The organism is Mycolicibacterium thermoresistibile, assembly GCF_900187065.1.
Classification (GTDB): domain Bacteria; phylum Actinomycetota; class Actinomycetes; order Mycobacteriales; family Mycobacteriaceae; genus Mycobacterium; species Mycobacterium thermoresistibile.
Window position 1 is genome coordinate 4,812,402 of sequence record NZ_LT906483.1, and the last position, 23,029, is coordinate 4,835,430.

Consider the following 23,029-nt stretch of genomic DNA (forward strand, 5'->3'; position numbering starts at 1 on the left):
GTCGCGATCCCACGTGATTCCTCGTGTTCCGTCGTGTCACAAGCGCTCTGCCGCCACCGGGTCGTCGTCCTACAGCAGCCCGAGCTGTCGCAGATCGGTGACGTACCGGACGATCACCTCCGGTGTGACATGTGGAATGCCCTGCCCGCCGTTGATGCCGGCCCTCTTCACGGCGGCCTCGAACCGGTCGGCCGGGGCGTCGGAGCCGTGCCGCGGCTCCGGGGGCTGCGGTTCGCCTCCCTGTTGGCGCAGCAGGGTCAGCATCTGCAGCACCGAATGCTGGCGTTGCCGCTCCGGAAGGGCGTGCAGGCCGGCCTCGAACCGCCGCAGCCATTCGCCGAAATCGTCGATCCGCTCGATCGGGTGGCCCGCCTCGATGAGCCAGTCCACGTACTCGTCGATCCCGATGCCGTCGTCGTGCGGGTTCATCACGTGATAGGTCCGGAAGTCGCCGGCCGGCGATCCGGTCGCCGTCCGGGCGATCTGCCATCCGAGCGTGGCGACCGCCTCGGCGACGAAATCGACCGGGAGCCCGTCGAAATGGGCCCGCTGCCGGCTGCCGTCGTCGCCGAGCCGGTAGAACGACTTGGGCGCCACCCCGGTGGCGACGATGCTCAGCACCATCCGGCTGACGGTGTCGGTCACGTTGAGCTGGCCCGCATAGGTGGGATCGACCAGGATCATCCCGGACCGGAACACCGCCACCGGCAGCCCGCACAGATCGTGGGCCTCCCGGAGCAGCACCTCACCGGCCCACTTGCTGTTGCCGTAGCCGTTGGCGTAACTGGCGTCGACCGTGCGGGTGGGGCTGATCGTGCGGATGTCGGCGTCCTCGGTGAACAGGTCCGGTTCGATCTGCCGGCCGATATCGGAGGTCGACACGAAGTTGTACGGCTTGAGTTTGGCGGTCAACGCGAACCGGATCAACTCGGCGGTACCGACAACGTTGGGGCCGAACAGTTCCCGATACGGCAGCACACTGTTGACGAAGGCCGCGGAGTCGACGATCAAATCGACCCGTTCGGCCAGTCGCCGCCAGGTCTGCACGTCCAGACCGAGGTTGGGCTGCCCCTTGTCGCCGGCGATCACCTGCAGCCGCTCGGCGGCCAGCTCGCGGAAGTGCCGCCGCAGCGCCGGGTCGGTGTCGAAGACCGCCTCGAGCCGCTGCCGCGCATCGGCATCGGATCTCCCCCGCACCAGGCAGATCACGGTGTCGTCCACCCGGCGCAGTCTGCGCAGCCATTCCAGCAGCAGGTAGCGGCCGAGGAACCCGGTGGCCCCGGTGAGCAGCACGGTCTGCACCTGCCCGGTCGGGCGGGGCAGGTCCGCCGCGGTCCGCAGGGTGGCGGCGTCGATGAACCTGTCCAGGGTGAGGTCTGCGGCCCTGACCTCGGTCGCGGTGGCACCGTGCACGGATTCGTAGGTGACCGCGCCGAGATCCGCGCCCTGCGGTGCGGTGTCGGCCCCGCCCTCCAGCTGTCTGCTCAGTCGGCGGACCGTCGGCGCCTCGAACAGGGTGCGCACCGCGACATCGGTGTCCAGCGCGGTGTTGATCGCCGCGACGGCCCGCATCGCGGAGATCGAGTCGCCGCCGAGGTCGAAGAACGAGTCATCGACGCCGACCCGTTCCAGCCCGAGCACGTGCGCGAAGATCTCGGTGAGGGTCTTCTCGACCGCCGTCTCCGGCGCCCGGTACCGGTCCGCCCGCTGATACTCCGGCGCCGGCAGAGCGCGCCGGTCGAGTTTGCCGTTGACCGTCAACGGGATCCGGTCCAGCACCACCACCGCGGCCGGAACCATGTAGGCGGGCAACCGGTCGGCGAGCCGGGCGCGGGCCTGATCCGGGTCGGCGGTGCCGGTGATGTAGCCGACCAGCCGTTTGTCCCCCGGCCGGTCCTCACGGGCGATCACCGCGGCCTGCTGCACACCGTCCAGATCGGCCAGCGCAGCCTGGATCTCACCGAGTTCGATGCGGTAGCCGCGGATCTTGACCTGCTCGTCGGCGCGGCCCAGATACTGCAGCTGCCCGTCGGCGCCCCAGCGCACCAGATCCCCGGTGCGGTACATCCGGCTGCCCGGCGGCCCGAACGGACACGCCACGAACCGGGTCCCGGTCAGCTCGGCGCGCCCGATGTACCCGACGCCGATGCCGTGGCCGGCCAGGTACAGCTCGCCGACGACACCGGGCGGGACCGGCCGGAGCCATTCGTCGAGGACGAACGCCGCACCGGTGGGTACCGGTGTGCCGATCGGGGCGACCGCCGCCCCGGCGGTCAGGGGTGCGCTGATGGCGGCGTAGATGGTGGCCTCGGTGGGCCCGTAGGCGTTGATCATCACCCGCCCGGGCGCCCACCGGTCCACCAGGTCGGTCGGGCAGGCCTCACCGGCGACGACCAGTGCGGTCGAGTCCAGTCCCCGCTGGGACAGCATGCCCGCCGCGGACGGGGTCTGATACACCACGTCGACGTGTTCGGCCACCAGCAGGTCGTGCAGGTCGTCGGGGGATCCGGTGATCGATTCCGGCACGATCACCAGTCGGCCGCCGTGCAGCAGGGCGCCCCAGATCTCCCAGACCGAGACGTCGAACACCAGCGAATGCCATTGTGACCACACCTTTCCCGGCCCAGCGGGTAGATCGGCGGGCAGGGTGTGCAGCACCCGGGTGACGTTGGCGTGGGTGATCGCCACGCCCTTGGGCACCCCGGTGGTGCCGGAGGTGTAGATCAGGTAGGCGATGTCGTCGGGCGCCGGAGGCAGCAGGGTGCTGCTGGGATACATCGGCGGCGCCGGATCGTCGACCTCGATGATCGGCACCCCGGTTCCGTTGAACCGGGTCCCGAGTTCCACGGTGGTGAGGGCGACGATCGGTTCGGCGTCCGACAGCATGAATTCCAGCCGGGCGGCCGGCACCGCCGGGTCGATCGGCAGGTAGGCCGCGCCGGTCTTGAGCACGGCCAGGATCGCCACGATCGCGTCGGCGGACCGCGGCATCAACAGTGCCACCGACTCTCCCGGGCCGGCGCCGTAGACGGCCAGCAGGTTGGCCAGTTCGGTGGCCGCGTCGTCCAGTTCGCCGTAGGTCATCGACCGGCCCTCGAAGGTGACCGCCACGGCTCCCGGATCGCGGGCCACCTGCCGGGCGAACACCTCCGGAATCGATTCCAGCGCAGGGCTGTCGGCCAACACCGCGCGGTTCGACCAGGCGTCGAGTTGTTCGCGTTCAGCGGCGTCGAGCACCTCGATCGCCGACAGTCGCCGGGCCGGATCGCCGACCATCGATTCCAGCACCCGCCGGAACCGGTCGGCCAGGGCGTCGATCGCGGCGGTGTCGAACACCTCGGTGTCGTATTCGATGCGCAGTCCGAGCTCGTGTCCGGGCAGCGCCATCACCGACAGTGGATAGTGGTTGAACTCGCGGTTGGTGAAGCCGGTGACCGCCAGCTCCTGCGCCCCGGAGAACGCACCGGTGTCGATCGGGTAGCTCTCGTAGAGGAACAGCGTGTCGAACAGCTGGTCGTGCCCGGCGAGGTGGTGGATCTCGGTGAGGGCCAGGTGTTCGTGCTCGAGGGTGTCGTTGTGGGCGTGCTGCAGCTGGGCCAGCAGATCGGCCACGGTGGTGTCGGCGCCGATCCGGGCCCGCACCGGGATCGTGTTGATCAGCAGCCCCACGATGCGGTCCGCGCCGGGCAGGTCCGCGGGCCGTCCGGACACCGCGGTGCCGAACACGACGTCGCGCTGACCGGTCATCGCCATCAGCAGGTGCGCCCACGCGGCCTGGAGCACGGTGTTGACCGTGGTGCGCTGAGTTCGGGCGAGTTCACCTATGGCCGCGGTGGTTTCGGTGTCGATCCGATACGATGCGCTGCCCCGCGGCCCGGCCTGGCCCGGTGGGGCGATCAGGGTGGGGGTGTCGAAACCGTCGAGCAGTTCCCGCCACGCGGCACGGGCGGCGTCGCGGTCCTGCGCGGCCAGCCAGGTGACGAAGTCGCGGAACCGGGCCGGCGCCGGCAACCGCTGACCGAAATAGCCGGCGAAGATCTCCTGCAGCAGGATCGGCAACGACCACCCGTCGATCACGATGTGGTGCACCGTCAACACGAACCGGTGCTCGGTCGCCCCGGTGCGGATCAATGCCGCCCGGAAGGTGGGCCGTTCGGTGAGGTCCCGCACGGCCGCCCGCTCGGCGGCGCACAGCTGCTGCACCTCGTGTTCGGGGTTCTGATCGTCGCCGCGCAGATCGAGGTAGCGCCACGCCGCCACCGGTTCGGTGGGGATGATCTGCACCGGGTGATCGTGGTCGGTGCAGAACCGCGCGGCCAGGTTCGGATGCCGGGCGACCACCGCGTGCACCGCGTCGCGCAGGCGGTGCTGGTCGACGACGCCGGCGATGGTCAGGTCGAGTTGCACGGCGTAGATGTCGTCCGCGGTGGTCCTGGTGACCGCAGAGTGGAAGAGCAGCCCCTGCTGAACCGGGGTGAGCGGCAGGATGTCGGCGATGTCGTGGCGGTCGGCCAGCTCATCGATCTGCTGCTGGGTGAGCCGGGCCGGCGCGATGTCGGACGGGGTGAGCCCACCACCGCCGCTGCGCACATGCGCGCAGACACCGCCCAGCGCCTCGAACCACAACCGGCTCAACCGGGCGATCTGCGCCTCGTCGACCAGCGACGGCGCCCACGTCCAGGTCGCCTGCAACACCGGACCGTCGGGGCCGGCATCCAGGGTTCCGGCATTCACCTCGACGGTGTGCATCAGCGGCATCCGCACCCGGGAGGCGACCCCGGTCAACTCCAGGGCGTCGGTGTCGATGCGCCACAGTTCGTCGGGCAGGTCGCCGGCTCCGGCGGCGAGCCGGCCCAGGTAGTTGAACCCGATGGCGGGTTCGGCACCCCCCAACTCGACGTCGGGGTTCAGATGGCGCAACAACCCGTAGGTGATTCCGTCAGGAACGCTGCGCAGTTGTTCCTTGGCGGCCTTGACCGCCGCCCCCAACGCGTCCCCACCGGTGCGCACCTGCTCCCACGACAACTTCGGAATGGTCAGCGCCACCGGGTATTTGGTGGTGAACCACCCGACCGTGCGGGACAGATCGACACCTGCCGCCAATTCCTCGGCCCGGCCGTGGCCCTCGACGTCGATCCCGATCGGGCTGTCACAAGCGCCGAGGAACTCCGCCCAGGCCAGCCCGAACGCGATCAACAGGATGTCCTGCACCCCGGCGTGAAACGCCGCCGGCACCGCCCCCAGCAACTGACGCGTGGTGTCGGCATCCAGCGAGACCGACAACTGTCCGGCGGTGGCGTAGGTGTCCCGCTCGGGCCGGATCGCCGGCAGCGCCGACGGGGCGGCGATCACCCGCTGCCAGGCCTCGACGTGTTCGACCACCTCCGGGGCACGGGCATGGTCGGCCAGCAGCGCCGACCAGCGGGCGAACGAGGTGCCGTTCGCGGGCAGGTCGATCGGTTGACCGGTGCGGTGCTGGGCCCAGGCGATGTTGAGGTCCTCCACCAGGATCCGCCAGGACACCCCGTCGACCGCCAGGTGGTGGATCATCAGCACCAGCTGACCGCTGCCGCGAGCCCACACCGCGCTGAGCATGACCCCGGCCGCGGGATTCAACCTCGACCGCGCGGCGATCAACACCTCATCGGTCAGGGTGTCGACGGTGTGCATCACCTCGCGCGCCGATGTCGCGCCGGGTTCGGGGATGAACAGGGACCAGTCGTCCGTCCCGTCCCCGGCGGTCATCCCCTCGGCGCGCATCCGCAGGGTGGGGTGCCGGTCGATCAGCGCCTGCAGCACCGCCACCACATCGGCCTCGGCCGCGGCGGTGTCGGTTCCAGGCGGGGCCTGCAGCACCACGGTCTGGTTGAACTGATCGGTCGGACCGTCGACGCCGCGCAGCCAGCGCATGATCGGGGTGGCCACCACCGCACCGGTACCGTCATCCGCGACATCGGCCTGCCCGTCGGTGTTCTCCGCGACGTTCTCCGCGACCTCGGCCACCGCGCCGACGGTCTGGTGGACGAAGATGTCGCGGGGCCGGCACTGCACCCCCGCCGCCCGGGCGCGGGCCACCACCTGCATCGACAGGATGCTGTCACCGCCCAGATCGAAGAACGAGTCGTCCACCCCGACCCGCTCCACCCCCAGCACCTCGGCGAAGATCCCGGCCAGGATCTTCTCGGTGGGCGTGGACGGGGGGCGGTAATCCGCGGCGGCACTGCGGTATTCCGGCGCCGGCAGCGCGCGGGTGTCCAGCTTGCCGTTGACGGTGAGCGGCAGGGCGTCGAGCATGACGATCGCCGCCGGAACCATGTAGGGCGGCAGCCGGTCGGCCAGTTGGGCGCGGGCCTGGACCGGGTCGGCGGTGCCGGTGATGTAGCCGACCAGCCGTTTGTCCCCCGGCCGGTCCTCACGCGCGATGACCGCGGCCTGGTCCACCCCGTCCAGACGCGCCAGCGCCGCCTGGATCTCACCGAGTTCGATGCGGTAGCCGCGGATCTTGACCTGCTCGTCGGCGCGGCCCAGATACTGCAACTGCCCGTCGGCGCCCCAGCGCACCAGATCGCCGGTGCGGTACATCCGGCTGCCCGGCGGCCCGAACGGACACGCCACGAACCGCGACGCGGTCAACTCCGACCGCCCCACATACCCGACCGCCACCCCGTCACCGGCGATGTACAGCTCGCCGACAACGCCTTCCGGAGCGGGCCGCAACCCTTGATCGAGCACGAACAGCGCCGCCCGCGGCACCGGGGTGCCGATCGGCACCACCGGGGTACCTGGTTGCAGCGGCCCGCTCATGGCCGCGTACACGGTCGCCTCGGTCGGGCCGTAGGCGTTGATCATCACCCGCCCGGGCGCCCACCGGTCCACCAGGTCGGTCGGGCAGGCCTCACCGGCCACCACCAGCGTGGTGGCGTCCAGTCCCTCGGGGGACAACATCCCGGCGGCGGACGGGGTCTGGCACAGCACGCCGACCTTCTCGGTGATCAGCAGGTGCCGGAAATCCTCCGGGGAGGTGCCGACCGACTCCGGGACCACGACCAGCCGGCCGCCGTGCAGGAGCGCACCCCAGATCTCCCACACCGAGACATCGAAGACCAGCGAATGCCATTGCGACCACACCTGTCCCGGCCCGGCGGGCAGGTCGGCGTGCAGCCCGGCCACCAGTTGGGTGACGTTGTGGTGGGTGACCGCCACCGCCTTGGGCCGCCCGGTGGTGCCGGACGTGTAGGTCAGGTACGCCAGATCGTCGGGTCGCGGGCCGGACGGCGCGGTGACCGGCTGAACCGCGAGCGCGGGGTCGGCCACATCGAGGACGGGGATGTCGTGACCGTCGAACCGCGACCGCAGGGCCGCGGTGGTCAGCGCGGCGACCGGGGCGGCGTCGGCGAGCATGAACCCGATCCGCGCGTCGGGGTGTGCCGGGTCGATGGGCAGGTACGCCGCACCGGTTTTCAGCACGGCGAGGATGGCGATGATCGCCTCGGCCGACCGCGGAATGAGCAGTGCCACCGACTCGCCCGGCCCGGCTCCGTACGCGATCAGCCGGTTGGCCTGCCGGTTCGCCGCCTCGTTCAGCTCGCGGTAGGTCCACGACCGGTCCTCGAAGACCAGGGCGACGGCCTGCGGTGCGCGGATCACCTGTTCCTCGAACAGTGTCGGGATGGTGACCGGGGCGGGACCGGGGTCGGTCAGGACCGCGCGGTTGCTCCACTCATCGAGTTGATCGTGCTCATCGTCGTCGAGGAGGTCGAATGACAACAGCGTCCGGGTGGTGGGTTCGGCAGTCATGACTTCTCCCTCGTGTCTGCGGTCATGGCCACCAGTACCCGTCGCATTCGGTCGACCAGTCGTCTGATGCGCGCCGCGTCGAACACGGTGGTGTCGAATTCGACTCGCAGACCCAGTTCATGGCCCGGCACAGCCTGCACCGAGAGCGGGTAGTGGTTGAATTCGCGGTTGCTGAAGTCGGTGATGGACAGGTCCTGCACGCCCAGCAGGGCGGCCGCGTCGATCGGATAGTTCTCGAACACGAACATCGTGTCGAACAACTGATCGTGGCCGGTGGCACGGTGGATCTCGGTGAGCGCCAGGTGCTGGTGGTCCACCGTGTGCGCGAAGTTGTTCTGCAGTTGTTCGAGAATGCCCGCGACGGTGGTCGTCGGGGTGATGGTGGCCCGCACCGGGACGGTGTTGATCAGCAGGCCCACCATCGACTCCGCCCCGGCCAGTCCGGGTGGCCGGCCGGACACCGCGGTGCCGAAGGCGACGTCGGTCTGTCCGGTCAGCCACATCACCACCTGCGCCCACGCGGCCTGCAGCACGGTGCTGACCGTGGTGTGACAGGTGCGCGCCAATTCCCCCAGCGCCCGGGTGGTTTCGGCCGGGATCCGGAACGAGGCGACGTCGCGCCGTCCGGGCAGCCGGCCGGGCGGCCCCACCAGGGTGGGGGCCTGGAACCCGGCGAACACCTCACGCCAAGCCGCGCGGGCGGCGTCGTGGTCCTGTTCGGCCAGCCAGCTGACGAACCGGCGGTAGGGCACCGGTGCGGGCAGTCGCTCACCGAAGTATGCGGAGAAGATCTCCTGCAGCAGAAGGGGTTTCGACCAGCCGTCCAGCACGATGTGGTGGTTGGTCAGCACCAGCCGGTGCTCGTCGGCGGCGGTGCGGATCAGCAGGGTCCGCAGTGTCGGGGAGTTGGTGAGATCGCACACCGCGGCCCGTTCGGCGGCGCTGAGCTGTTCGATCCCCTCGGCGGGCGCCTCCCCGTCGACGTTCGGCGCGGTCATGTCGACGTAGCGCCAGACCGGTTCGGGGTCGGCCGGAAGCACCTGCACCGGTTCAGCGAACTGGTCGTGGAACCGGGCCACCACGTTGGGCCGTCTGCGGATCACCCGTCGCACCGCGTCGCGCAGCCGGTCCGGGTCCAGCGGTCCACGCACGGTGAGGTCCAGTTGCACCGCGTAGAGGTCGTGGTTGTCCGGTGCGGCGCCGGCGTGGAACAACAGACCCTGCTGCAGCGGGGTCAGCGGCAGCACATCGGCCACCGGCTCGCGGCGGGTCAGTTCGTCCAGTTCCTGCTGGGTGAGCCGGGCCGGCGCGATGTCCGACGGCGTCAGTCCGCCACCGCCGCGCCGCACATGGTGGCAGATGCCGGTCAGGGCGTCGGCCCACAGCCGGCTGACCCGGCTGATCTGGTCCTCGCTCAGCACCGACCGGGCCCAGGTCCAGGTCGCGTGCAGCCGCTGCCCGCCGGACCCGTCGTCGGCGTCGAGGATGCCGGCATTGAGTTCGACGGCGTGGCCCAGCGGGGTGTCCGTCGCCGCGGCGGCCGCGGTGACCGCCACCGCGTCGGAATCGATGCGCCACAGCTCCTCGGACAGGCCGGCGCCACCGGCCCCCAGCCGTCCCAGATAGTTGAAGGCGATCGCCGGGTCCGGATCCGGCAGCTGCACGTGCGGATTCAGGTAGCGCAGCAACCCGTAGCCGATACCGTCGGGCAGGGCGCGGAGCTGCTCCTTGGCGGCCTTGATCACCGGACCGAGGGCGGCGTCCCCGGCGACGACCTGTTGCCAGGACAGTCCACCGACGGTCAGCGCCACCGGGTGTTTGGTGGTGAACCAGCCGACGGTGCGGGACAGGTCGACCTCGGCGTCCGGGTGCGAGCCGATGTCTTCGGTCCGGCCGTGTCCTTCCACGTCGATGCCGATCGGACTGCCCGGCGTATCGAGGAACTCCGCCCAGGCCAGCGCGAACGCGATCAACAGGATGTCCTGCACCCCGGCGTGGAACGCCGCCGGCACCGCGCCCAGCAACTGACCGGTGGTGTCGGCGTCCACCGTCATCGACAACTGTCCGGCGGTCGCGTAGGTGTCGGCCGTCGGGTCCGGCGCGGGCAGCGCCGCGGGCACCGCCGCCACCTGTTGCCACACGCCGGCCTGGGCCACCACCTCGGGGGTGTCGGCGTACTCGGCGAGCAGGGTCGACCAGCGGGCGAACGAGGTGCCGCCGGCGGGCAGGTCGATCGGCTGTCCGGTGTGCCGCTGTCCCCAGGCGATGTTGATGTCCTCGACCAGGATTCGCCAGGACACGGCATCGACGGCGAGGTGGTGGACGATCAGGGCCAGCCGGCGGGTGTCCGGCGCCCACAGGGCGCGCACCATCGTTCCGGCGGCGGGATCCAGTTCGGCGCGTGCGGAGCGCAGTTCGTCCCCGGACAACCGGTGCACGGTTCGCAGGCATCCGCGGGCGGTGACGGCTCCGGATTCGGGCACCGTCAGGTTCTCGACGTCCGCGGCGCGCAGCCGCAGCATCGCGTGCCGGTCCAGCACGGCCTGCAGGATCTCGACGACGTCGGCCTCGGTCACCCCGGCGGGCGCCCGCAGCACGACGGTCTGGTTGAACTGATCGATCGGGCCCCGGGTGTCGTACAGCCAGCGCATGATCGGAGTGGCGACCACCGGTCCGGTCCCCGCGTCGTCGACCGCGGCATCGGCGCCGGTGGGCACCGCGACCTGGGCCAGCCGGGCGACGGTGCGTTCGACGAAGATGTCGCGGGGCCGGATGGTCAGCCCTGCCGCCCGGGCGCGGGCCACCACCTGCATCGACGAGATCGAGTCGCCGCCGAGGTCGAAGAACGAGTCGTCGACCCCGACCTTGTCGATACCGAGCACCTCGGCGTAGATGCCGGCCAGGACCTCCTCGACGGCGTGGGTCGGCGCCCGGTACTGTTCGGCGTCCTGGTATTCCGGCGCCGGTAGCGCCCGGGTGTCGAGTTTGCCGTTGACCGTCAACGGCAGGGCGTCGAGCACCACCACCGCGGTCGGCACCATGTAGGCGGGCAACCGGTCGGCGAGTCGGGCGCGGGCCTGATCCGGGTCGGCGGTGCCGGTGATGTAGCCGACCAGCCGTTTGTCGCCCGGCCGGTCCTCGCGGGCGATCACCGCGGCCTGCTGCACACCGTCCAGATCGGCCAGCGCGGCCTGGATCTCACCGAGTTCGATGCGGTAGCCGCGGATCTTGACCTGCTCGTCCGCCCGGCCGATGTAGTGCAGTTCCCCGCCGGTGTCCCAGCGCACCAGATCGCCGGTGCGGTACATCCGGGTTCCGGGCGGCCCGAACGGGCAGGCCACGAACCGGGTCGAGGTCAGATCGGAGCGGCTCACGTATCCGGTGGCCAGACCCGCTCCGGCCACGTAGAGTTCGCCGACCACCCCGGGTGGCACCGGGCGCAGCCAACCGTCCAGCACGAAGAACGCCAGATGCGGCAGCGGCCGGCCGATCGGGCTGGTGTTGTCGTCGAGGTCGGCGGCGCCGATCTCCCGGAACGAGGCGTGCACCGTGGTCTCGGTGATGCCGTACATGTTGATCAGCCGCGGCCGTTCCGGATGGTTCCGCATCCAGGCCGACAGGCGTTGCGGCTCCAGCGCTTCACCGCCGAAGACCACGGTCTGCAGCTGCAGCTGCCGCGCCTGCTCGGGCTGCAGCGAGTCGGCCGTCTGCAACGCATAGAACGCCGACGGCGTCTGGCTGAGCATGCCGACCTGCTCGGCGGCCAGCAGGGCGTGCAGATCCTCCGGGGACCGCACCACCGGATCGGGCACGATCACCACCCGTCCGCCGTACAGCAGCGGGCCCCAGATCTCCCACACCGAGAAGTCGAAGGCCAGCGAATGGCACTGGGTCCACACCTGTCCGGACGCCAGTTCGGCGTCCAGGGCGGACAGCAGGGCGGCGACGTTGCGGTGCGTGACCGCAACACCTTTGGGCACCCCGGTGGTTCCCGAGGTGTAGATGATGTAGGCGATGTCGTCCGGCGCCGGGGCCGGTCCGGTGGTGGCGCCGGCCTGTCCGGGCGCCGCCGGGTCGTCGATGTGGATGACCGGCACCCCGGATCTGTGCAGCCGCGCGCCGAGCTCGGCGGTGGTCACCGCGACGATCGGCGCGGCGTCGCCGAGCACGAACTCGATCCGGGCGTCGGGATGTGCCGGGTCCAGCGGCAGGTACGCCGCACCGGTCTTGAGGACCGCCAGGATCGCGGTGACCGCCTCACCGGTGCGGGGCAGCAGCAACGCCACCCGCTCGCCGGGGCGGGCGCCGCGGGCGGCCAGCACCCGTGCCAGCCGGTTCGCATGCTCGTCGAGCTGACGGTAGGTCCACGCCCGGTCACCGCAGCTCATCGCGACCGCGTCCGGGGTGCGCGCCGCCTGGGCGGCGAACAGGTCCGGAATGGTGGCCACGTCCGGTTCGGGGCGGTCCAGCACGGAGCTGTTGCCCCAGTCGGACAGCCGGTTCCGCTCTTCGCTGTCGAGCAGGTCGACGGCGGCCGTCCGCTGGGCCGGATCGGTGGTCATCGCGGTCAGCACCCGCCGCAGCCGGCCGACCAGTGCCTCGACATCCGCGGTGTCGAACACCTCGGTGTCGTATTCGATGCGCAGTCCGAGCTCGTCCCCGGGCATTGCGACCACCGACAGCGGATAGTGGTTGTATTCGCGGCTCTGGAAATCGGTGACCGCAAGGCCTTGCGCCCCGGCCAGCGCCGCCGCATCGACCGGATAGTTCTCGTAGACGAGCAGCGTGTCGAACAGCCGGTCCTGACCGGCCGCCCGGTGGATCTCGTTGAGCGCCAGGTGCTCGTGCTCGACGATGTCGTTGTGGGCGTGCTGCAGCTGGGCCAGCAGATCGGCCACGGTGGTGTCGGCGCCGATCCGGGCCCGCACCGGGATCGTGTTGATCAGCAGCCCCACGATGCGGTCCGCGCCGGGCAGGTCCGCGGGCCGTCCGGACACCGCGGTGCCGAACACGACGTCGCGCTGACCGGTCATCGCCATCAGCAGGTGCGCCCACGCGGCCTGGAGCACGGTGCTGACCGTGGTGCGCTGCGCACGCGCCAGGTCGGTCAGCGCGCCGGTGAGCTGTCCGGGCAACCGGAAGGACGCGGTCGCACGTGGTCCGGCCTGGCCCGGTGGGGCGATCAGGGTGGGGGTGTCGAAACCGTCGAGCAGTTCCCGCCACGCGGCACGGGCGGCGTCGCGGTCCTGCGCGGCCAGCCAGGTGACGAAGTCGCGGAACCGGGCCGGCGCCGGCAACCGCTGACCGAAATAGCCGGCGAAGATCTCCTGCAGCAGGATCGGCAACGACCACCCGTCGATCACGATGTGGTGCACCGTCAACACGAACCGGTGCTCGTTCGCCCCGGTGCCGTGGCCGCCGGTGTGGACCAGTGCGGCACGGAACACCGGCTGGTCGCCGAGCGTGCACACCGCGGCGCGTTCCGCCGCGCACCACTGCTCGAAGTCCGCGCTGTCGTCGAGTTCGACCTGCTGCCAGGCGATGACCGGGTCGGTGGGGATGATCTGCACCGGGTGATCGTGGTCGGTGCAGAACCGCGCGGCCAGGTTCGGATGCCGGGCGACCACCGCGTGCACCGCGTCGCGCAGGCGGCCGGCGTCCAGTTCGCCGGCGATGGTGATCATCAGCTGCACCGCATAGATGTCTGCGGCCGGAAGGTCGGCTTCCGCGGCGAACGCGGTCTGGAAGAGCAGCCCCTGCTGCAGCGGGGTGAGCGGCAGGATGTCGGCGATGTCGTGGCGGTCGGCCAGCTCATCGATCTGCTGCTGGGTGAGCCGGGCCGGCGCGATGTCGGACGGGGTGAGCCCACCACCGCCGCTGCGCACATGCGCGCAGACACCGCCCAGCGCCTCGAACCACAACCGGCTCAACCGGGCGATCTGCGCCTCGTCGACCAGCGACGGCGCCCACGTCCAGGTCGCCTGCAACACCGGACCGTCGGGGCCGGCATCCAGGGTTCCGGCATTCACCTCGACGGTATGCGCCAGGGGCATCGGGATTTTCGACGCCGCTTCGGTGATCGGCAGACCGCTCGGGTCGATGCGCCACAGTTCGTCGGGCAGGTCGCCGGCTCCGGCGGCGAGCCGGCCCAGGTAGTTGAACCCGATGGCGGGTTCGGCACCCCCCAACTCGACGTCGGGGTTCAGATGGCGCAACAACCCGTAGGTGATTCCGTCAGGAACGCTGCGCAGTTGTTCCTTGGCGGCCTTGACCGCCGCCCCCAACGCGTCCCCACCGGTGCGCACCTGCTCCCACGACAACTTCGGAATGGTCAGCGCCACCGGGTATTTGGTGGTGAACCACCCGACCGTGCGGGACAGATCGACACCTGCCGCCAATTCCTCGGCCCGGCCGTGGCCCTCGACGTCGATCCCGATCGGGCTGTCACAAGCGCCGAGGAACTCCGCCCAGGCCAGCCCGAACGCGATCAACAGGATGTCCTGCACCCCGGCGTGGAACGCCGCCGGCACCGCCCCCAGCAACTGACGCGTGGTGTCGGCATCCAGTGCTGCGGTGAGGCGTCCCGCCGTCGCGTAGGTGTCGCTCTCGGGGCGGACGGCCGGTAGCGCGGCCGGTGTCATCACAAGGTGCCGCCAGGTGTCGACGTGTGCGGTCACCTCGGGTGTGCGGGCGTGTTCGGCCAGCAGGGTGGACCAACGCGCGAAGGACGTACCTCCGGCCGGCAGGTCGATCGGTTGACCGGTGCGGTGCTGGGCCCAGGCGATGTTGAGGTCCTCCACCAGGATCCGCCAGGACACCCCGTCGACCGCCAGGTGGTGGATCATCAGCACCAGCTGACCGCTGCCGCGGGCCCACACCGCGCTGAGCATGACCCCGGCCGCGGGATTCAACCTCGACCGCGCGGCGATCAACACCTCATCGGTCAGGGTGTCGACGGTGTGCAGACAGTCCCGGGCCGTCACGGCACCGGCCGCGGGCACGAGCAGACCGTCCCCGGCGGTCGTCCCCTCGGCGCGCATCCGCAGGGTGGGGTGCCGGTCGATCAGCGCCTGCAGCACCGCCACCACATCGGCCTCGGCCGCGGCGGTGTCGGTTCCGGGCGGGGCCTGCAGCACCACGGTCTGGTTGAACTGATCGGTCGGACCGTCGACGCCGCGCAGCCAGCGCATGATCGGGGTGGCCACCACCGCACCGGTACCGTCGTCGACGGTCTCCGGCTCCCCACCGCTGACCTTGACCACCGACGCCAGTCGCGCGACGGTCTGTTCGACGAAGATGTCGCGGGGCCGGCACTGCACCCCCGCCGCCCGGGCGCGGGCCACCACCTGCATCGACAGGATGCTGTCACCGCCCAGATCGAAGAACGAGTCGTCCACCCCGACCCGCTCCACCCCCAGCACCTCGGCGAAGATCCCGGCCAGCAGACCTTCGAGCGGTGTGCCCGGCGCGCGGTATTCGGCGCCCGTCGCCCGGTATTCCGGCGCCGGCAGCGCGCGGACGTCGAGCTTGTTGTTGGAGGTGAGCGGAATCGATTCGAGCACCACGATCGCCGCCGGCACCATGTAGGGCGGCAGCCGGTCGGCCAGTTGGGCGCGGGCCTGGACCGGGTCGGCGGTGCCGGTGATGTAGCCGACCAGCCGTTTGTCCCCCGGCCGGTCCTCACGCGCGATGACGACCGCGTTCTCGACGCCGTCGACCGCTGTCAGCGCGGTCTGCACTTCGCCGAGTTCGATGCGGTAGCCGCGGATCTTGACCTGCTCGTCGGCGCGGCCCAGATACTGCAACTGCCCGTCGGCGCCCCAGCGCACCAGATCCCCGGTGCGGTACATCCGGCTGCCCGGTGGCCCGAACGGACACGCCACGAACCGCGACGCGGTCAACTCCGACCGCCCCACATACCCGACCGCCACCCCGTCACCGGCGACGTAGAGTTCGCCGATCACCCCAGCGGGGACCGGTCGCATCCAGGAGTCGAGCACGAACAGCGCCGCCCGCGGCACCGGGGTGCCGATCGGCACCGCCCCGGATCCGGGGGTGAGCGGCGCACTGATCGCCACGCACATCGTGGTCTCGGTCGGGCCGTAGGCGTTGATCATCACCCGCCCGGGCGCCCACCGGTCCACCACCGCGGCGGGGCAGGCCTCGCCGACGACGGCCAGCGCCGCATTCTCCAGCCCCTCGGGCGAGAGCATCGCCACCGCAGACGGTGTCTGGGTGAGAACCGTGACCCCTTCGTCCACCAGGACCCGGTGAAAGTCCTCCGGTGAGCCGGTCACCGACTCGGGTACCACGACCAGCCGGCCGCCGCGCAGCAGTGCTCCCCAGATCTCCCACACCGAGACGTCGAACGCGAGGGAATGGCACAGCGGCCAGACACCCGGATAGGGCAGCCCGGCGTCCAGGGGCGCCATCAACTGGGTGACGTTGTGGTGGGTGACCGCCACTCCCTTCGGGTTTCCGGTGGTGCCCGAGGTGTAGATGACGTAGGCGGTGTCGTCGTATGCCGGCCCGGGCAGCGCGGTGGCCGGTTGTTCGGCGATCGCCGAATCGTCGAGGTCGATGACCTCCCCGACCTGACCGTCCAGCCGCGACCGCAGATCCGCGGTGGTCAGGGCGGCAGCCGGGGCGGCGTCCCGCAGGATGAACTCCAACCGCGCGGCGGGCACGGCGGGGTCGATCGGCAGATACGCCGCCCGGGCCTTGAGGACAGCGAGAATGCCGATGACAGCCCGGCTGGATCGTTCCGCGACGAGCGCCACCCGATCTCCGGGACCGACTCCGCGCGACACCAGCAGGTGCGCCACCCGGTTGGCCGCCTCGTCCAGTTCGCGGTAGGTCATGCGCAGACCGTTTCCGCTGACCGCCGGCGCATCCGGGGCATCGGCCACCCGGGCCGCGAACATGTCGGTGATCGCGACCTGGTCAGGCGGCGGCGTGTCGAGCACCCGGTGGTTGCCCAGCACCGCCAGGTCGGACCGGCCGGGGTCGGCGATCAGCTCGATCGAGGACAGCCGCCGGTCCGGGTCGGCCGCCATCGCCGACACCACATGCTGCAGATGCGCGGCGAGCTCGGCGACCTCGAAACCGGCGAAGGGTTGTCCGGCGCCGGCGGTGCTCAGGAACAGTTCGTCGCCGGCACCGATGAAGAACAGGCCGAAATGCCCCATCGGACCGTGGTTGGTGTACGACGCGGTCAGTGGGGCACCGGCGAGATCGAGGGTGAGCCGGGACGGGATGAAGTTGACCGCGACCCGGTTGGAGACCGGTCGCCGCGATCGCCAGTCCCCGGAGCCCGCGTCCGGTCCGAGCGTGTGCACCGGGAAACGTTGGTGCTGCAGCAGTTCCCGGATCCGGATGTCGACCTGTCGGCAGAAGTCCGCGACGGTGAGGTCGGGCGCGGCGTTCAGCACCAGCGGCACCACACCGGCGAGCATCGCCGGCAGGGTCTTCGATCCCGCGTCCACCCGGCGGGAGACCGGGAAGTCCAGCGCCACCTGTTCGCCGTTGCCCGCCCAGGATCTGACCATCAGCGCGCAGGCCGCGGTGGTGATCGCATACCGGCGCACCCGCAGGTTCCGGGCCAGCACCTTGATGTCACCGACGACGGCCGGATCCAGCGGGACCGACGCGGACGGTTCATAGCCGCGGCGCTGAGCGTCCGCGGGCGGCAGGGCGAGATCGAGTCCGTCGTCGGACGGCAGATGGTCGAGCCAGTACGCCTTGTCCTCCCGGAATTCCGGTGAGGCCTCATAGGACGTCTCGTAGTCCAGCAGATCGCGCAATGTCCCGAAATAGGCCGGCCCGATCGGCTTCCCGGACACCAACGCCGTGTAGACCGACGCGATCCGCCGGCTCACCAGCGCCATCCCCAGCCCGTCCACCGCGATGTGGTGGCACAGGCCGAACAGGTAGTACTGATCGGTCCGGGTGCGGAACAGCGCGAACCTGATCAGCCGGCCGGTCAGCGGCATCAGCGTGTGTTGCATGGCCGACGCGACGTCCCGGACCTTCTGTTCCGGATCGTCCTCAGCGGTGAAGTCGTAGAACGGAAGCTCCAGATCCGCGTAGTCGAGCGGCTTCTGCAGCACCCGGCCGTCCGCTTCGAAGAAGGAGGCCCGGGCGGGTTCGGCTTCCTGCAGTGCGATCCGGATCGCCTGTTGAAGAAGGTCTCGGTGAACCGTGCCGTCGATCCGGCCCAGCAGGCCGAGCTGCCATTCGGCCCCCGCGAGTCCGCTTTCCTGCGACAGCCAGATGTCCAGCTGGCCCCGGGTCAGCGGTAACGCTTCATCGACAGGTTCCATTGACCATCTTCCTCAGACGCTTTCGCCTAATGACTGCTTCCCTGCGCCAACCTGTCGCGCAGGCTCTTGGGCCGGATGTCGGTCCAGTTTTGCTCGATGTACTCCAGGCATGCAGACCGGTCCGCTTCCCCGAAGACCACCCGCCAGCCGGCCGGCACATCGGCAAACGTCGGCCACAGGCTGTGTTGCTCCTCGTCGTTCACCAGGACGAGGAAGCGGCCGTTTTCGTCATCAAACGGGTTGGTGCTCACTTTTCTCCAAGCTGCTGCTTTTGGCGGACATCGCAGAGTTATCCCAAACATACCGGCATGTCGCAAGTTGGCGCTTGGCCTTTTTCAAGGACTTCCTCAGGTTTGCGTTCCAGAAATGGGCGGAGACGTTCGCGATTAATTCACCAATACCCATCAGTAGATTTGTTATCGCAGGTTGAAAGCGGTTTCATGGCATTCTCCGCGCTTTGCGCATATTGCATCTTCATGAGTGTTATGTGGCCGCGAGCGGCATTTTTCACGAATCCGGCTTGGAATATGCGGCCGAGTGGCAATCTCAGCAATCGGCAACCAAATAACTGGACTTATTGTCGGATATACATTCCCAAATTCGAAACACCATTATTTACTCCTGCGGTAATTCGCTCCGGCGGCGTTCCGGATCGCTATGCCGTGGTCAATGCCATTGCGCGATGGCATCACTACATTGCGAAGTGTGCGCCTCCGCGACGATGCCGGTCGTGCGTGCCGACGACGATCGCCGACCGAGCCGGCGCCGACGTCACTCCCGCACATCTCAGCAACGTACACAGCGCCGGCACAACGCCCCGGTGACGGTCCGAAGCTGCTCGCTCCGAGGGTGATTCGGGCAACATCAGGCCGGCGCGTGATCGTATGGACACTCAGCCCAGCCGCCGACAACGCGGCACTTTGCTATCCGGCAGCGGCGGCGGAGTCACCGCCTCGAATTATCTTCTGCGTAAGACCCTTTGGCAGACAGACGGCTACGATTCGGTCCGGCCGTCCCGGGGCCCGGCCTCCGAACCGTCGATCGGGGAGGATCCCCGGGGCATCAGCATGACGAACAACGGAATACGCAGTGTCACACCTGCCATGGGTGCCCGGATCGCGAAGGACACCACTTCCAGCTCGAGCCGCTTACCCCGCTGCGTCTCCATCTCCAGACGCCCCGGGAGGCGCTTGGGCGACGCGAGCCAACTCAGGCCGCGTTCCAGCGACTCGACCAGGTTCATGTCACCGACTATACCCATCCCGCTCGGGACGGTCTGGTGAAAATTCTTGTATCAGCGGGTTTTCAGCGGTTTTCAGGGGATGTCAGCGTGTTCCGGCGGTTTGGTGAAGCAGTACATCCGGTACTCGGTCGACCCCTCGGTGCGCAGCTCCTCCCAGGCGCGCCGGGCCGGTGCGAACTCACGCACCCGACGGCGCAGGAATGCCGGTGCGACCCGTTCGATCACGTCCTCCCACACCGGGAGGATCTGTTCCATTCCGCGCACGACCTCGGCATTGATCACCCGCGCGGACACCATGTCCAGCGGCGCGGCGGCCAGCGCCGCCTCCCACTCGGCGAATTCGTGCGGTTGGCGGGCGTCGGCGTACAGGAAATGTCCACCCGGCCGGAGCACCCGTGCGACCTCGGACAAAAAGCGCGAGAAGCGTGGATACAGGTGCGAGGATTCGATGTTGATCACGGCGTCGAACGACTCGGCGCCGAAGGGCAGGTCCTGCGCATCGCCCACCACGAACTCCAGCCCCGGCAGGCGGTGCTTCTTCCGGCAGAACTCGATACCGGCCGGATTCAGGTCCAACCCGACGTAGGACATCGGCCCCAGGGTTCGCATCAGATACGAGGCACCCCCGCCGTGGCCACACCCCACTTCCAACACCCGCTTGCCGGTGAGGTCCGCCTGGCCGGCGGTGCGGTGATACAGCTGGATCGAATACCGGTTCGGTTCGTCGGTTTCCGACAACGGCAGGCCCATCGGGGGGTCCTCCTCGTAGCCGTAGTTCAGGAAGACCACATCGTCGTCGTCGAGTCTGCGGCTGGCGTACGAGTAGATGAACTTCTGACCGTGTTGGGTTAGCTTTTCATTCAGCTTCCGGAAGACCTGGTCGCGAGATTCCCGCACACGATTCCGCAGAGGCATATGCGCCAGTATTGCAGACCCCGTGCAGCGGGTGAAGGCTGTTGCCCATCGGGCTATTGACTTCGACCCGTCCGCAGGCAGGCTGAAAGGCTTTGACCGCTATGAAGTTTGCGTTGGCCTGTTACGGCACCCGCGGCGATGTCGAACCGTCGGTGAGCATCGGCCGGGAACTTCAGCGGCGCGGTCACGAGGTGCGGCTGGCGGTGCCGCCGGACCTGGTCGACTTCGCCGAGAGCGCAGGTCTTTCCGCGGTGCCCTACGGGCCTCGGCTGGCGGACTTCCTGCGCGAGGACTTCCTGCGCCACTTCTGGTCCCGGATATTCGGGAACCCGGTATCGGCGTTACGCGAACTGTGGGCTCCGATCGCCGAGCACTGGTCCGCGACGAGCACGACGCTCATGTCGCTGGCACAGCATTGCGACCTGCTTTCCACAGGTCTGAACTACGAACAGCCCGCCGCCAATGTTGCTGAGTTCTACGGTATCCCGCTGGTGACGCTGCACCACTTCCCGATGCGCCCGAACGGACAGCTGGTGCCGGCGCTGCCGTCGGCGCTGGTCCGCGCCGGCGGCGCCCTCTCGGATTGGCTGTTCTGGTGGTCCACCCGGAGTGCGGAGGACGCGCAGCGCCGTGAACTCGGATTACCGCCGGCACGGGTTCCGGCGACGCGCCGGATGGCGCGGCGGGGCGTGCTGGAGATCCAGGCCTACGACGCGGTGTCGGTGCCGGGACTGGCCGCGGAGTGGGCCGGATTCGGAGACCGCCGGCCATTCGTCGGTGCGTTGACGATGGAGCTGCCGACGCCGTCGGACGCGGAGGTGCTCGAGTGGATCGCGGCGGGCACACCGCCGATTTGCTTTGCCACCGGCAGTATTCCGGTGGAATCTCCCTCGCAGACGGTCCAGATGTTCGCGTCGGTGTGTTCGCGGCTCGGCGAACGGGCGTTGATCTGCGCCGGCGGCACCGACATCGACGGCGTGCCGGAGTACGGACATGTCAAGGTGGTGGGGGCGGTGAACTATGCACGGGTGTTCCCGGCGTGTCGGGCCATCGTGCATCACGGTGGCTCCGGCACCACCGCCGCCGTCCTGCGCGCCGGCGTGCCCAGCCTGGTCACCTGGAGTTCCGCGGATCAGCCCTATTGGGGCAACCAGGTCAAACGACTGAAAGTGGGGACGTCTCGCCGGTTTTCCCACACCACGCCCGACACCCTGGTCGCCGATCTGCGCCGCATCCTCACCCCGGACTACGCCGTCCGGGCACGCGCTGTCGCGGCACGCATGACCGATCCCGCCGACAGCGTCGTCCGGGCCGCCGATCTGTTCGAAACGGCCGTCGAGTGTGCCCCCGGCGTGGCCCACCGGGAATGAGGGAAGCAGAATAGCGGTGCGGGCAAAGATTTTCGTCTACGTTCAACAGCGAACCCCGTCGGCGCGCAAGGCTCCGCCAAGCCCGTCACGCCGCCTTCGGCAACGTCAGATCACGAGATGTCAGATCACGAGATAGGGGGCAACATGGCCGACCACAGATGCCGTATCTGCAACGGTGTCCTGCGTGAGGTTCTCGACCTCGGTCGCCAGCCCGTGTCGAACGCCTTCGCACTGCCGGAGGACGCCGACAAGGTTCCGTTCTTCCGGCTCGCGATGGGGGTGTGCACCTCGTGCACCATGGTGCAGCAGTTGGAGACCGTTCCCCCCAGCGAGATGTACCGGGCCGATTACCCCTACCGGGCATCCGGATCGATGGTGATCCGCAGACACTTCGAACAGGTGGCCCGGCAGATCGTCGAGAACTGCCCGGGCGGCCGGGACGGTTTCGTCGTCGAGATCGGCAGCAATGACGGAGTGATGCTGAAGACGCTCAGCGCGGCCGGGATGCGCCACCTCGGAGTGGATCCTGCCGCCGGCGCCGGGGAGGTCGCCCGCGCGCACGGCGTCAACGTGCGGACCGCGTTCTTCAACGCCGACACCGCGGCCGAGATCCACAGCGAGCACGGTCCGGCAAATCTCATCTTCTCTGCCAACACGTTCAGCCACATCTCCTATCTGGATTCCATCTTCAAAGGTGTGGACCACCTGCTCGCGCCGGACGGCCTGTTCGTGTTCGAGGACCGGTCGTTGGCCGACATCCTGCGTAACAACTACTTCGACCAGATCTACGACGAGCACATCTACCTGTTCTCGGTCAGTTCGGTGCAGGCCATGGCCGCCCACTTCGGGTTCGAGTTGGTCGATGTGGAACACCTTCCGCTGCACGGAGGTTCGATTCGCTACATCGTCGCCCGCAAAGGAGTGCGAGAGCCCGCGGAGGCGGTCGCGGAGTTCCTGGCCGGGGAGCGCGAGCAGGGGCTCGGCGGTGACGAGGCGTTCACCCGGTTCGCCGATCAGATCGCGCGCATCAAGACCGATCTGGTGTCGCTGCTCGCGGACCTGCGCGACGAGGGCCGGCGGGTCGTCGGCTACGGTGCCACGTCGCGGAGCGCCACGGTGCTGAACTACTGCGGCATCGGCCGCGATCTCTTGCCGATGGTGTGCGACTCCACCCCGGAGAAGCAGGGCCGCGTCACCCCCGGTTCGCGGATTCCGGTGTGCCCGCCGGATGCCTTCGCCGATCCCTACCCGGATTACGCGCTGCTGTTCGCGTGGAATCACGCTGAGGAGATCATGGCCAAGGAGACCGAGTTCACGGAGAAGGGCGGACGCTGGATCCTCTACACCCCGCAGGTTCACACGGTCTGACCCGCGGGCGGGCC

7 protein-coding genes are annotated in these 23,029 nt (G+C 69.3%); 2 read left to right on the forward strand and 5 right to left on the reverse strand.

What is annotated here, in order from left to right; genetic code table 11:
* Positions 1-69: 69 nt before the first annotated feature.
* From CKW28_RS22915 to mtf2, 5 genes are all read right to left on the reverse strand, one after another.
* Positions 70-7,797 carry a non-ribosomal peptide synthetase gene (locus CKW28_RS22915; RefSeq protein ID WP_095176483.1) on the reverse strand — a complete coding sequence of 2,576 codons (7,728 nt, stop codon included), beginning with the start codon at positions 7,795-7,797 and terminating at the stop codon, positions 70-72.
* The gene (locus CKW28_RS22920) at positions 7,794-18,119 is read right to left on the reverse strand and encodes a non-ribosomal peptide synthetase (RefSeq protein ID WP_095176484.1); all 10,326 of its coding nucleotides are present in this window, start codon (positions 18,117-18,119) and stop codon (positions 7,794-7,796) included. Before CKW28_RS22920 ends, CKW28_RS22915 begins: the two co-directional genes overlap by 4 nt.
* A 26-nt stretch (positions 18,120-18,145) precedes the next feature.
* Positions 18,146-18,370, reverse strand: coding sequence for an MbtH family protein (locus CKW28_RS22925; protein ID WP_003924885.1), 225 nt, complete (start codon positions 18,368-18,370; stop codon positions 18,146-18,148).
* A 743-nt stretch (positions 18,371-19,113) separates the two neighbouring features.
* Positions 19,114-19,362: a hypothetical protein gene (locus tag CKW28_RS22930; RefSeq protein WP_003924884.1), complete on the reverse strand. Its 249-nt coding sequence runs from the start codon at positions 19,360-19,362 to the stop codon at positions 19,114-19,116.
* 72 nt (positions 19,363-19,434) lie between these two features.
* Positions 19,435-20,277 (reverse strand): fatty-acid O-methyltransferase Mtf2, encoded by an 843-nt coding sequence (gene mtf2, locus CKW28_RS22935; RefSeq protein WP_050811929.1) that lies wholly within the window; start codon positions 20,275-20,277, stop codon positions 19,435-19,437.
* A 101-nt stretch (positions 20,278-20,378) separates the two neighbouring features.
* Here mtf2 and CKW28_RS22940 point away from each other — a divergent pair, with 101 nt between their 5' ends.
* The gene (locus CKW28_RS22940) at positions 20,379-21,647 is read left to right on the forward strand and encodes a glycosyltransferase (RefSeq protein WP_003924882.1); all 1,269 of its coding nucleotides are present in this window, start codon (positions 20,379-20,381) and stop codon (positions 21,645-21,647) included.
* A 144-nt stretch (positions 21,648-21,791) separates the two neighbouring features.
* Positions 21,792-23,015: a class I SAM-dependent methyltransferase gene (locus CKW28_RS22945; RefSeq protein WP_003924881.1), complete on the forward strand. Its 1,224-nt coding sequence runs from the start codon at positions 21,792-21,794 to the stop codon at positions 23,013-23,015.
* Positions 23,016-23,029 lie beyond the last annotated feature (14 nt).